Origin of the sequence: Skermanella pratensis, assembly GCF_008843145.1 — a bacterium.
Taxonomy (GTDB): domain Bacteria; phylum Pseudomonadota; class Alphaproteobacteria; order Azospirillales; family Azospirillaceae; genus Skermanella; species Skermanella pratensis.
Window position 1 is genome coordinate 844,680 of record NZ_CP030265.1, and the last position, 13,337, is coordinate 858,016.

At 69.2% G+C, this 13,337-nt stretch carries 9 protein-coding genes and 2 pseudogenes; 9 read left to right on the top strand and 2 right to left on the bottom strand.

Annotated elements, in window-relative coordinates; all coding sequences use genetic code 11:
* Positions 1-1,008, top strand: a complete 1,008-nt coding sequence (locus tag DPR14_RS03820) for an ABC transporter permease (RefSeq protein ID WP_246148818.1) — start codon at positions 1-3, stop codon at positions 1,006-1,008.
* Positions 1,009-1,098: 90 nt separating this feature from the next.
* Positions 1,099-2,061: a substrate-binding domain-containing protein gene (locus DPR14_RS03825; protein WP_158043990.1), complete on the top strand. Its 963-nt coding sequence runs from the start codon at positions 1,099-1,101 to the stop codon at positions 2,059-2,061.
* 55 nt (positions 2,062-2,116) lie between these two features.
* On the opposite strand, the gene DPR14_RS03830 is transcribed toward DPR14_RS03825, so the two are convergent.
* Together DPR14_RS03830 and DPR14_RS28010 are read right to left on the bottom strand one after the other, a co-directional pair.
* Positions 2,117-5,194, bottom strand: a complete 3,078-nt coding sequence (locus DPR14_RS03830) for an autotransporter outer membrane beta-barrel domain-containing protein (RefSeq protein WP_158043991.1) — start codon at positions 5,192-5,194, stop codon at positions 2,117-2,119.
* A 142-nt stretch (positions 5,195-5,336) separates the two neighbouring features.
* Positions 5,337-5,555: a helix-turn-helix transcriptional regulator gene (locus tag DPR14_RS28010; RefSeq protein WP_246148821.1), complete on the bottom strand. Its 219-nt coding sequence runs from the start codon at positions 5,553-5,555 to the stop codon at positions 5,337-5,339.
* Between the two features lie 156 nt (positions 5,556-5,711).
* Here DPR14_RS28010 and ybaL point away from each other — a divergent pair, with 156 nt between their 5' ends.
* The 7 genes and pseudogenes from ybaL (at position 5,712) to DPR14_RS03870 (ending at position 13,244) form a co-directional block, all read left to right on the top strand.
* Entirely contained in the window at positions 5,712-7,490 is a 1,779-nt protein-coding gene (gene ybaL, locus DPR14_RS03840; RefSeq protein WP_343038701.1) for a YbaL family putative K(+) efflux transporter, read from the top strand.
* Positions 7,491-7,599: 109 nt separating this feature from the next.
* On the top strand, positions 7,600-8,334 hold the full coding sequence (locus tag DPR14_RS03845; protein ID WP_211103908.1) for an IclR family transcriptional regulator: 735 nt from the start codon (positions 7,600-7,602) through the stop codon (positions 8,332-8,334).
* The gene (locus tag DPR14_RS03850) at positions 8,331-9,101 is read left to right on the top strand and encodes an enoyl-CoA hydratase/isomerase family protein (RefSeq protein WP_158043995.1); all 771 of its coding nucleotides are present in this window, start codon (positions 8,331-8,333) and stop codon (positions 9,099-9,101) included. Before DPR14_RS03845 ends, DPR14_RS03850 begins: the two co-directional genes overlap by 4 nt.
* Before the next feature lie 127 nt (positions 9,102-9,228).
* Positions 9,229-10,751: pseudogene (locus DPR14_RS28015) on the top strand (acyl-CoA mutase large subunit family protein).
* A 60-nt stretch (positions 10,752-10,811) separates the two neighbouring features.
* Positions 10,812-11,210 (top strand): cobalamin-dependent protein, encoded by a 399-nt coding sequence (locus tag DPR14_RS03860; protein WP_158043996.1) that lies wholly within the window; start codon positions 10,812-10,814, stop codon positions 11,208-11,210.
* A gap of 65 nt (positions 11,211-11,275) precedes the next feature.
* Positions 11,276-12,330 (top strand): annotated as a pseudogene (locus tag DPR14_RS03865) (CaiB/BaiF CoA transferase family protein).
* Positions 12,327-13,244, top strand: coding sequence for an ArgK/MeaB family GTPase (locus DPR14_RS03870; RefSeq protein ID WP_158043997.1), 918 nt, complete (start codon positions 12,327-12,329; stop codon positions 13,242-13,244). The pseudogene DPR14_RS03865 and the gene DPR14_RS03870 overlap by 4 nt, the downstream one beginning before the upstream one ends.
* The last annotated feature ends 93 nt before the right edge of the window (positions 13,245-13,337 follow it).

Consider the following 13,337-nt stretch of genomic DNA (forward strand, 5'->3'; position numbering starts at 1 on the left):
GTGGTAGACCGGCAAGCTGAACCCCGGGCGGTGCCCCGGTTCCAGCAGATGCGGTCGCTCGGCTCGTGGCTGCACGGCGTCGGGCCGATCGCGGGGCTGGTGCTGCTCTGCGTCGTCGGCACCCTGCTGAACGGCGACTTCGCCTCGCTGGACAACGCGACGAACGTGCTGACCCGCACCGCCTTCATCGGCATCATCGCGGTCGGCATGTGCTTCGTCATCATCTCAGGCGGCATCGACCTGTCGGTCGGCTCCATGGCGGCGCTGATCGCCGGCCTGGTCATCCTGCTGATGAACACGCTGGCCGGGTGGATCGACCAGCCGGTGCTGGTGGTGGCCGCCGGCATGGTCTGCTCGGTGGTGCTGGGCGGCGCGTTCGGCCTGATTCATGGGCTGCTGATCACCCGCGGCCGGATCGAGCCCTTCATCGTCACCCTGGGCACGCTCGGCATCTTCCGGGCCTACCTGACATACTTCTCCAACGGCGGCGCCATCACCCTCGATTACGAGCTGTCGGACGTCTACAGCCCGGTCTACTACGCGACCCTGGTGGGCATCCCGGTCCCCGTCTGGGTGTTCCTGCTGGTGGCGGTCGCGGGCGGCCTGATCCTCAACCGGACCGCCTACGGGCGCTATGTCCAGGCGATCGGGTCCAACGAGCAGGTGGCGCGCTACGCCGCGGTCAATGTCGACCGGATCAAGGTGCTGACCTACGCGCTGCTGGGCGCCTGCGTCGGCATCGCGACGCTGCTGTACGTGCCCCGGCTGGGCTCGTCATCGCCGACCACCGGCCTTCTGTGGGAACTGGAGGCGATCGCCGCGGTGATCGTCGGCGGCACCGCGCTGAAGGGCGGGTCGGGCAGCATCGTAGGAACCGTGGTCGGCGCCATCCTGCTGTCGGTCATCAGCAACATCCTGAACCTGACCAGCGTCATCAGCGTCTACCTGAACGCGGCGGTCCAGGGCTTCGTGATCATCATCGTGGCGTTCCTGCAAAGGCGGAAATGACCACGCCGGCAAGGCCGGCATAAGCCACGCCGGCAAGGCCGGCATAAGCCACGCCGGCAAGGCCGGCATAAGCAAGGGGAGGAAGAGACCATGACGTTGAAGTCCTGCGTATTCGCGATGGCCGCCGCGGCGGTGGCGTTCGGAGCGCCCGCGGCGGCGTTCGCCCAGAACAAGGTCAATCTGGGCGTCGCCATCCCGGCGGCGACCCACAGCTTCACCGCCGGCATCGTCTGGTGGGCCAACGAGGCCAAGAAGGAGCTGGAGGCGCAGCATTCCGACCTGAAGGTCACGATCAAGACGGCCGCCAACGCCGGCGAGCAGGCCAACCAGCTCCAGGACCTGACGACCGCCAACAAGATCAATGCGCTGGTGATCTTCCCGTTCGAATCCGCAGCATTGACCCGGCCGGTGGCTCAGGTCAAGAAGCAGGGCGTGTACGTGACCGTGGTCGACCGCGGCCTGACCGACACCAGCGCCCAGGATGCGTATGTGTCCGGCGACAATACCGCCTTCGGCAAGGTGCCCGCGGAGTACATCGCCAAGGCGCTGGACGGGAAGGGCAACATCGTGGCGCTGCGCGGCATCGCCACCACGCTCGACAACGAGCGCATGGACGCCTTCAACTCCGTGATGAAGGATTATCCGGAAATCGAGCTGCTGGACGCCAAATACGCCAACTGGAACCGCGACGACGCCTTCAAGGTGATGCAGGACTACCTGACCCGCTTCAAGCGGATCGACGCGGTGTGGGCCGCCGACGACGACATGGCGGTCGGCGTGCTGAAGGCGATCGAGCAGGCCAAGCGCGACGACATCAAGATCGTGTTCGGCGGCGCCGGCGCCAAGGGCATGATCAAGACGCTGATCGACGGCACCGATCCGCGCATCCAGGCCAACGTCTCCTACTCGCCGAAATTCATCTACGACGCGATCAAGATGACGGCCGAGGCCCGCCTGAAGGGCGAGGCCCTGCCAGAGACCACGATCGTTCCGTCGGTGCTGATCACCAAGGACAACGCGAAGGACTTCCACTTCCCCGACAGCCCGTTCTGAGGGACCGCGGGGCGGACCCGCCCGGGCCCGCCCCATGTCCCGCCGACCGCATCCTCTACCACTGGTAGCGGATGCGGCCGAGCAGCGCGTAGGCCTGCTGGCCGTCGCGCAGTTCGGCGGCCCCTCCCAGGTTCAGGGCCAGCCCCAGGGGCAGCTCGGCCGAGACGCCGGCGGCGAGGATCACGGCGTCGCGCGGCTGCTCGTTGCCCTCGATCGTGAAGCTGCCGCCCATGGCCCCGATGAAGCGCGAATTGATCGCGGCGTCCGGCCGCACCAGGTCATGGCTCCAGCGGACCTCCAGCGACGGCGTGACGGTTCCCAGCGCTTCCGTCCGGAACCGGGCGGAGGCTCCGACGCCGAGGGTGGCCGTCAGGGCGTTCTCGGTCCGGCCGGAAACCTCCAGCTCCGCACCGGTGGCGCCGTTCTCGATGTAGCTGTCCTGGACGAAGCGGGTCCAGGACAACCCGGCGGCCGGCCTGATCTCGAAACCCTCGATCTCGTAGGTGCGCCCGCCCTCGATGGCGGCGGACAGCTCGGTGCCGCCGAAGTCTGCCGTCGCCAAGCCCGGGCTCGGCACGAAGTCGATCCGGCGCGACCCGTGATAGTCGTTCTGGGCGATCCCGACCTGGACGTTCAGGTCTGTCCGTCCCCAGGTCCGGCTGCCGTAGAGGCCGAGCTGATAGCTGCCGACATCGCCATCGGTGCCGGCCCGCTCGTGCAGGACGATGGTGCGGGAGAACCCCGCCGACACGCCGACCACGGTGCCCGCCGCCACCTCCGCGTCGGCGCCGAACTGCACGCCGCCGCCGCGCCAGTCGAAGCCGTTGTCCGTGCCGGCATCGCCGTCCGCCCGTCCGTACAGGCCGAAGCCGCGGCCCCAGACCCCGCCGCGGGGGCTTCCCGCCACCGCACCGGCGGGTGCGGCCGCCATCTCCTGCAGGTCGGCCGGGTTGCCGGCGAAGGCGAGCTGCGGACCGGCGGCACCCGCGCGCCCGGCGCTCCTCACCGCGCCGAGCCGCTGCCCGACCGTGTCCCGGAAGCGGGAGGACGCGCCGGTGGCGATTGTGCCGAAGGCGTTGGACGTATCCGGCGCCATCTGGTCGAACGCGCCGGCCGCTTGCGCGGCGTCCAGCTGGTTGAGCCGGCCCAGCGCAACCTTCAGATTGCCGGTGGCGCCGCTCTGCGTTTGGTCCAGGCTTCGGGCGACGGCCCGGCCGGCGGCACCGGTCGCGACCGACGCATAGGGCGTGGCGTTGCGCGCCATCGTGACCTGGACGGCATTCGTCCCATAGGCGATCCCGGGCGACAGGAACAGGCTCGGCAGCGATCCGCTCAAGGCCGCGAAGCGTCCCGTCACGCCCCCCGCTGCCGATATCACGGTATAGGCGGTATCCTGCGCATAGACGCCGGAAGCCGCCGTCAGCGCCAGGGTGCCGCCGTCCAGCACCGCGGAGCCGCCGACCTGAAGCAGGTCCGACCCGCCGGCCGCGTCGATGTCGACCGCGACGGTGCCGGTCGAGCCGTTGGCGAAGCCGCCGGTCACGGCCAGCGTCCCGATCGACCCGGCCCCCACTCCCGGGGACACCGTTCCGTCGTTCGCCAGCGTCGCCGTGGTGACCGTCGCCGAGCCGCCAAGGCCGGCACCGGCGGCGACCGTCATGTTGCCCGTGCTTTCCAGCGAGCCGGTCAGCCGTACGGTGCCGGTGTCGATGCGGGTGGTCTCGAACCCGGAGAACGCGTTGGCGTCGCTGTAAGTCGTCCCGTTTCCGACCGCGAAGACCAGCAGGTCCGACCCCGCGCCGCCCTGGACCGCGCCGGACAGGCTGCCGCCTCGGATCGTGAGGGTGTCGTTGCCGGCGCCCAGGTCCAGCGCCACCGCGCCGGTTCCGGCGCCGGAAATGGTGCCGCTGTTCGTCACGGTGTCGTCGTAGGCGCCGACCAGGGTGATGCCGGCCCCGGCGAGGCCGGCGATCGTGCCCTCGTTGGTGATCGTGGTGGTGCCGTAGGCGCTCCCCGACGCGCCGTCGTCGATCAGGATGCCGCGCGTGGCACCCGTGACGGTCGCACCGGCGGCGTTCAGGATCGTGCCGCCGCCGGCCGCGATGCCCTCGCTCCCGTTGGGACGCCCGCCGCTGTCGACTCCCCCGGCTCCGGTCCCCCGTATGGTGCCGTAGTTGGAGATCGTCGCGATGAAGTCGATGTCGACCCCGTCGCCGTCCCCGTTCGCGGAGGCCGTTCCGCTGCTGTTGAAGATGTTGCCAGCGCCGGCATAATCGCCGGAGATGGTGCCGCGGTTGACGACCGTGCCGTTGCCGTCCGACCCGACGCCGGATCCGTTGCGCCCGGTGATGGTCCCGCCGGACAGGTTGGTGACGATGATGTCGGTGTCGGCGGTGATGCCGTGCCGCGCGCCCGAGATCGTGCCGCCCGCCCGATTGGTCACCGCCACGCCGGTCCTGGCGCCGGCGTCGATCGCGTCCGAGGTGCCGTTGGCGCCGCCGCTGGTATTGGCGCCGAAGCTTCGGATGGTGCCGGAATTGTCGATGACCGCGTTGAGGCCCGGCCGCAGCGCGTCGTCGTTCAGCGCCTCGATCAGGCCGGTCGCGGTATTGACGACGGTGAGCGCCGCGCCGGCCGTGTTCATGGTGCGGAGGTCCAGCGCCTGGCCCTGCACCGCGCTGGCGGGATCGGTCGGTGCCGCGGCCCGGATCGTCCCGGAATTGGTGATGGTGACCGACCCGCCGGCGATGTTGGTGTTGATCCGGAACGCGTCGTTGACGTCGGACTGGAACAGCGCGCCGGCGTGGTTGACCAGGGAGAAGGTCCGGTTGGTCGCGCCGCCGGAGGTGTCGAAGCCGCGGCCGGCGGTGGAGCGGATCGTGCCGGCATTGTCGAGCGTGGCGCCGGTCGCGGCGCCGTTCAGCGTGACTGATGTGCCGGAGGTCTGGAGCGTCCCAGTCGCCTCGACGGTGCCGGTCTGCGTGCCGCTCAGGGTCCGCGCCGTTGTGCTGGTGGTGCCGGCACCGACCGTGAACTGGGCCGATGCCGGCGTCGCCCCGATGAATGCGAGGCCGGCGGCCAGGGGCAAGCCGAGGATCAGGGGGCTGACGCTCGACAGAAGGATACGCTTCATGAAGTGGGGGACTCCGTCTTCTGCAACCGGCACGCCGAAAGCGATCGGCGCCGAACCGTGCCGGACGGATTACCCCATGCGGTTTTCAGGAATATTACGGGATTTGGTCGAATTTAATTTAAACCGCGGTAACGCGGCGGCTTCAAGCCTCGCCGTCCGGCACCGCCGCGGTTCCCGTCAGCCTGACGCCCGGCCCGCTGGATCGGTCGGCATCCAGGAAGCATACGCCCGCGCCTTCCAGCGCGCGGCGGATCGCCGCCATGGTCGCCCGCTGCATGTCCCTCTGGCCGCTTTCGAAGCCACGCACGGTGCTTCGGCTCACTTCCGCGGCGGCGGCAAGCTCGTCCTGGGTCCAGTCCAACAGCGCGCGCGCGGCGCGGCATTGCTCGGGGTCAGCGGCATCAGGCCAAGATGGGGGTGCATTCCAAAAGGTCAAGATGCGCCATTTTGGTTGATTTGGATGTGGGGGCAACCATGTAGCAGGTGCAGCAGACCTGGATCCGGAGGGGAAAGAACAGTGCCGGCGCATCACACACCGCTTGTCTCGATGATCGCCATCGGCCTTGTCCTCGCCTTTCTCCTGGGACTCGTCGCTCACCGCCTGCGCGTCTCTCCGCTGGTGGGATACCTGCTGGCCGGGATCATCGTCGGCCCGTTCACGCCGGGCTTCGTCGCCAACCAGGCGCTGGCGAACGAGCTGGCGGAGATCGGCGTGATCCTGCTGATGTTCGCGGTCGGCCTGCATTTCTCGCTGAAGGATCTCCTGTCGGTCAGGGCGGTGGCCCTGCCCGGGGCCGTGGTGCAGATCGGCGTCGCGACCCTTCTCGGCGTGACCCTGGCCTGGGCGCTCGGATGGCCGGTCGGGGCGGGGATCGTCTTCGGCCTGGCGCTGTCGGTCGCCAGCACGGTCGTCCTGATCCGCGCCCTGCAGGAACGCCGCATCATCGACACCGAGCGGGGCCGTATCGCGGTCGGCTGGCTGATCGTCGAGGATCTGGCCATGGTCCTGGTTCTCGTCATGCTGCCGGCGCTCGCCGGGGCGCTGGGCGGCGCCGGGGAGACGCCGGACTGGTACGCCATCGCGTTCTCGGCCGGGCTGACCCTGGTGAAGGTCGCCACCTTCGTCGCGATCATGCTGGTGGCCGGGCGCCGCGTGGTTCCCTGGATCATGCATTATGCCGCCCACACGGGATCGCGCGAGTTGTTCCGCCTGTCGGTCTACGCGGTCGCCCTGGGGATCGCCTATGGCGCCGCCGCCCTGTTCGGCGTGTCCTTCGCGCTCGGCGCCTTCTTCGCCGGCATGGTTCTGGCGGAGAGCCCGCTGAGCCAGCGGGCGACCGAGGAGGCGCTGCCGCTGCGCGACGCCTTCGCCGTGCTGTTCTTCGTGTCGGTCGGAATGCTGTTCGATCCCGGCGTCCTGGTCCGCTCTCCCTGGTCGGTGCTCGCCACGGTGGCCATCATCGTGGTCGGCAAGTCGATCGCCGCCTACTCGATCGTCCGCATGTTCGGCCGTTCCAACGGGACGGCGCTGACCATTTCCGCCAGTCTCGCGCAGATCGGCGAATTCTCCTTCATCCTGGCCGGCCTGGGCGTCGGCATGGGCGTGCTTCCGGAAGAGGGGCGCGACCTGATCCTGGCCGGCGCCATCATCTCGATCCTGCTGAACCCGCTGATCTTCGCCGCCGTGGACCGGCCGCGGTCCCGCAAGGCGCCGGACCGGACGCTTCTGACCTCCGCCGGGGATGACGCCGTGCCGGCAGCGGGCGATGCCGTCGGGACGGTCGTGCCCGACGCGGTCCCCGACATGACGCCGACCGGCCTGACCGACCATGACATCCTGGTCGGCTATGGCCGGGTCGGCTCCCTGGTCGGTTCCGGCCTGCGCGCCGCCGGACGCCCGGTCCTCGTGTTCGAGGAACGGGCCGACGAGATCGAGGCGGCGCGCCGCGACGGCGCCGAGGTGGTGGTCGGCAACGCCGCCGATCCCGAGATCCTGGCGACCGCAAACCTGCCGGGCGCCCGCCGGCTGATCGTCACCGTTCCAGAAGCCTTCGAGGCGGGCCAGATGGTCGAGCAGGCGCGGGCGGCCAACCCGAACCTGGAGATCGTCGCGCGCGCCCACACCGACGCGGCGGTCGAACACCTGAACGACCTCGGCGTCAGCCTCGCGGTCATGGGCGAACGGGAGATCGCCATGCGGATCCTGGAGCGGATCGAGGCGGAGGATGAAACCGCAAAGGTTCCCGGACCCGTCGTTCAAGCCGGCCCGAAGCGCGACGGCGCGTCCGTGGAGTAGCTCGCGGTTCCGACGTTCGGCTTCCGCCGTCCGCCCCACCGGGCGTCCGCTTCCGCTTGACTCGCGCTTTCAATAAGCAGAAACTGTTTTCATGAATGTGAATGGCAACGTGAAGACTGCCGGCCGCACCCTCGATGTGTTCGAAGCCTTCGAGGACATCGGCAAACCCCTGACCCTGTCCGACTTGGCGCGGCGGCTGGAGATGCCGGTCAGCAGTTGTCACGGCCTGATCGGCACGCTGAAGGCGCGGGGCTACCTGTACGCCGTCAACCGGCGCACCCTTTATCCGACCCGTCGGATTTTGGAGATGGCGCGCCGCATCGTCGCCAATGATCCGATGCTGGAGCGGATGGCCGGCTTCCTGGAACGGCTGCGCGACGACACGGGGGAGACCGTCATCCTCGGCAAGCGCCAGGATGACGCCGTGATATATCTCGACGTGGTCGAAGGGTCGCGGACGATCCGGTATTCCGCCAAGCCGGGCGAACTCAAGCCGCTGCATTCCAGCGCGATCGGCAAGGTGATCCTGGGCGGAATGCCCCCGGCCGACCTCGCCGCATGGCTGGCCCGGCGGCCGCTGGACGCCGTCACGGAGAATACGCTGGTCACGGCGGAAAGCCTCGCCGGCGACCTCGCGGCCGGACGGGAGCGCGGATACCACGTCACGCGGGGCGAGAACGTTGCCGATGTCATGGCCGTGGCGACCGCAATCCATCTCAACGGCGAGCCGCTCGGCGTCGCGGTCGCGGGACCGCTGGAGCGTATGAAATCCGACATCGCCGCCCATGCGGAAAGACTCCTGGCGATGAAATCGGCCGTCGAGGCCGGCGAGGAACACCCATGAGCGACGAACTGCTGGCCGAGCGCCGCGACGACGTCCTGTCGGTCACCCTGAACCGGCCGGAAAAGCGCAACCCCCTGAGCCGCGCCTTGCTGGAGGCGCTTCGCCGGTGCTTCGAGGCGTATGCCGACGATCCGGGCCTGCGGGTCGCCGTGCTCCGCGGGGCGGGAGAAAAGAGCTTCGCGGCGGGCGGCGACCTGAAGGACCTGGCGTCGCTCCGCTCGGTCGAGCAGGCCGGCGAGATGGCGGACCATGCCAAATCGGCGCTGGACGCGGTCCGAAGGTTCCCCGTTCCCGTGGTGGCCGCCCTGAACGGCGACGCGCTGGGGGGCGGGGCGGAACTGGCCGTCGCTTGCGACTTCCGCGTCGGCGCCCGCCATGCCCGGATCGGCTTCGTCCAGGGCAGGCTCAACATCTCGACCGCATGGGGCGGTGGCATCGATCTGCTCAACCTTCTCGGACCTGCCGCGGGGCTGCGTCTCCTGGCGCGTTCCGACCTCCTGGACATGGCTTCGGCGCGGACCCTGGGGCTGGTGGACGCGGTGGCCGGACCGGACCAGGCGCTGGACGAGGCCGTCGCCTCCTTCGTCCAGCCGATGCTGCGCCAGGCTCCGCAAGTCCTCCGGGCCTTCAAGGCGCTGGCGCTGGCGCATCGTACGGGCGCTTCCCGCACCGACATGGAACGACTGGAAACCAAGCTGTTCGCCGGAACCTGGGTGCATGACGACCACTGGTCCGCCGTCGAGCAGCTCAACCTGGGACGGAGATAGAATGACCGCCGCAGAAAGCACCAAGACGGGCGTCGCGGCCGAACTGGAAGCCGCGAGGCCCGGTCCCGGAGCGCCAAGGCCGGTTACCCCCTCGGGGATCGAGATCCCGGCGGTGGTCACGCCCGACATGTTGAAGCAGCCGGACCCTGGAATGCCGGGGGAGGCGCCGTTCACGCGCGGGATCTTCGCCGACGGCTATCGCGGGCGGCTCTGGACGATCCGCCAGTATTCCGGCTTCGGCACGGCGGAGGAGTCGAACCAGCGCTACCGCTTCCTCCTGGACGGCGGCCAGACCGGACTGTCCGTCGCATTGGACCTGCCGACCCAATGCGGGCTCGACCCGACCGACCCCATCGCGAAGCCCGAGGTCGGCAAGGTCGGCGTGTCGCTGTCCAACCTCGCCGAGGCGGAGATCCTGTTCGACGGCATCGACCTGTCGAAGATCTCCACCTCCTTCACCATCAACGGCACCGCGGCGATCATCTACGCCATGTACTGCGCGGTCGCCGACAAGCAGGGCGTGCCGCGCTCCAAGCTGACCGGCACGATCCAGAACGACATCCTGAAGGAATACGTGGCGCGCGGCACCTGGATCTTCCCGGTGCGCCCCAGCATGCGCCTGATCGCCGACACCATCCTGTTCTCCAACGAGGAAACGCCGCGCTTCAACCCGATCAGCATCGCCGGCGCCCATGTCCGCGACGCCGGGGCCACGGCGGTGGAGGAACTGGGCTACACCCTCGCCAACGGTCTCGCCTATGTCGAGGAACTGCTGCGGCGGGGCGGCGACGCCACGAAGTTCGCCCAGCGGCTCAGCTTCTTCTTCTATGTCCACATGGATTTCTTCGAGGAGGTCTGCAAGTTCCGGGCGGCCCGGCGCCTGTGGGCCGCCCTGCTGGAGGAGCGGTTCGGCATCACCGATCCCAAGGCGCAGCGTTTCCGGTTCGGCGTCGTGTGCGGCGGCTCCTCGCTGACCTCGGCCCAGCCCTACAACAACATCGTGCGCGTCGGCATCGAGACCATGGCCGCCGTCATGGGGGCGCCCAGTCGATCTTCACCTGCGCCTACGACGAGGCTTTCCAGATCCCGACCGAGTTCAGCGCCGAGATCGCCATGCGGACCCAGCAGATCGTGGCCCACGAAAGCGGCATCTCGAAGACCGTCGATCCGCTCGGGGGAAGCTATTTCGTGGAGTGGCTGACCGAGCGCATGGAGCAGGAGGTCCGCGCCGTCATCGGGGAGATCGACGAATACGGCGGCGTAATCAAGGCCATCGAGGACGGCTATCTGCAAATGAGGATCGCGGAGCGGGCCAAGCTCCGCAAGCAGGGGATCGACAGCGGCGAAACCGTCGTCGTCGGCCAGAACCACTTCCGGCGCGAGAACCAGACCGACGATTTCGGCGAGGTCTTTCGCCTGGACCCCCAGGCGGCCCGCCGGGTGCGCGAGAAGTACGACGGCGTCATCGGGCGCCGCGACGAAGCCCGCGTGACCAGGAGCCTGGAGGCGCTGGGCATTGCTGCGACCGACGACGGCGAGAACTTGATGCCGTACCTGATCGAGTGCTGCCACGCCTACGCCACCGTCGGCGAGATGGTGGCCGCGCTGAAGAAGCACTGGGGCGAGTTCCAGGAGCCGATCCGACTGTGATCATCCGCGCATCGCGGCCAGGAAACGACGGGCCAGGAAACGACGGGGGAGGAAACGACGATGAGCCTGAAAGGCAAACGCATCCTGATCGCCAAGCCCGGCCTCGACGGGCACGACGTCGGCGCCAAGGTGATCGCCCTGGCGCTGCGCGACGCGGGGGCCGACGTGATCTATACCGGCCTGCGCAAGAGTCCCGGCTACATCGCCCGCGTCGCGGTCGAGGAGGACGTGGACGCGGTCGGCCTCAGCCTGCTGTCGGGCAGCCACAACGAGCTGGTGGCCGAGACCCTGCGCTGCCTGCGCGACCTGGACGGCGGGGACATCAAGATCTTCGTCGGCGGCACCATCCCGGCCGAGGACCAGCCGGAACTGCTCCGGATCGGCGTCCGGGGCGTGTTCACCGCGGACCAGAAGCTCGATGACGTGGTGGCGGCCATAGACCGGGAACTGGCCGCATGAGCGGGCCGCTCTCCGGCATCCGCATCCTCGAAGCCGGCCATATGCTGGCGGGACCCTATTGCGGCATGCTGCTGGCCGACCTGGGCGCCGAGGTGATCAAGATCGAATCGCCCGAAGGCGACATCGCCCGCAGGCTCAGCCCCCACCGCGTCGGTCCCCACAACGCTTATTTCGCTTCCCTCAACCGAAGCAAGCGGAGCGTCGTGCTCGATCTCGGGTCGGCCGGGGGACAGGCGGCCCTGGGGCGGCTGGCGTCGACCAGCCACGGGCTCCTGACCAACATGCGCCCGGCGGTGATCCGCAAGCTCGGCCTGACCTACGACAGCCTGTCGGTCCACAATCCCAGGATCGCCTGCCTGGCGCTGACCGGCTACGGACTGGACGGCCCCTACGCCGACCGGCCCGCCTACGACTACGTGATACAGGCGCTGGTCGGCATCATGGCGCTGACCGGCGACCCCGGCGCGCCGCCGGTGAAGTGCGGCTACTCGGCGGTGGACAATTCCGCCGGCATCATGGGGGCGCTCGGGCTGGTCGCCAAGATCCTGGAGGGCAAGGGCGGACAGATCGACGTATCCCTGTTCGACACCATGCTCTCGCAGTTGAACTATGTGGCCGGCGCCTGGCTCAACGCCGGCGAATCCCCGAGCCGTTACGAGAGCGGGGGGCATCCCTACATCGTTCCGGCCCAGATCTTCGAGACCGCCGACGGCCACCTCGCCCTGTTCATCACCCACGACGATTTCTGGCGCCGCTTCGCCCGCGAGGCCGGCCGGCCGGAATGGCTGGCCGACGAGCGTTTCGGCACGATGGCGGGACGCACCGCCAACCGCGACCTGGTGATTTGCGCGGTCGGCTCGCTGCTGCGGACCCGCGGAACGGCGGAGTGGGTCGGACGGCTGGCGCCTCTGGGATCGTGGTAGCCGGGGTCGAGCGGCTGGAGGACGCGCTGGCCGGCGATCTCGCGCGCAGCCACGACATGGTGGTCTCGATCCCGACCGGCGACGGCGACCTGGCCGTCGTCGGCAATCCGATCCGCTTCCCGGGCGAGCCCACCCGGTACGGGCCGCCGCCGCTGCTCGGCGAGCACACCGCGGCGCTTCTGGGGGCACGGGAATGACCATGCCGGGAAACCCGTCCCGCCGCCGGGAACTCGGCCGCACGCTCAGCCGGATCAGCCGGGCCGGCGTGCGGCAGACGCTGGCCGGGCACGGCGATGCCGCCCCGCCGGCCCGTCCGGCATACCGCATCGGCATCACCGGTGCGCCCGGGGCCGGCAAGAGCACGCTGATCGCCCGCCTCGCGGCGCGGCGGCTGGAACGGACCGTGGGAGAAGTCGCCGTGCTGGCGATCGACCCGACCAGCCCGATCTCCCAAGGATCGATCCTCGGCGACCGCGTCCGGATGGACGCCATCGCCGGCGATCCGCGCATTTTCATCCGTTCGCTTCCGAGCCGGGGCAGCCATGACGGCTTGGCCGACAACCTGCCGGACCTTCTCCTGGCCCTTGACCGATACGGCTTCGACGAGGCGCTGGTCGAGACGGTGGGGGTAGGGCAGGCCGAGCATGCGGTGCGCTCCCTGGTCGACACGGTCGTGCTGGTGCTCCATCCCGAATCGGGGGACAGCGTCCAGGCCATGAAGGCCGGCATCCTGGAGATCGCCGACATCTACGTGGTCAACAAGGCAGACCTGCCTGGCGCCCGGAAAACCGCCGCCGAGATCCGCGCCATCACGCGGCGCGTCGGGGAGGGCGGCGACTGGACGCCGCCCGTGGTCCTCTGCGCCCAGGGTGACGACGCCGGCCTGGCGGAGCTGGACGAGGCGGTGGAGCGGCATCGCGCCCGAGCGGCGGAATGCCGCGACGCCGGTGCGATCCGCCTCGCCCGAGCCCGGCATCATGCCCAGGCGCTGCTGTCCCGCCGAGCCGCCGAACTGGTCGAGGAGGCCGATCCCGCCCTGTTCGACGGGCCGCTGGAGCGGGTCTATCATCAGGTCCTGCGTCGCTGGGCTGATGATCTGGGGGGCAAATAATCCGTAAGATGACGATCCGGGGTGGCTCCCGCTGCCCGGATGGTCTTAAATGAATGAAAAGAGGGAGAAAATCCCCGGAACAAGAATGCAATC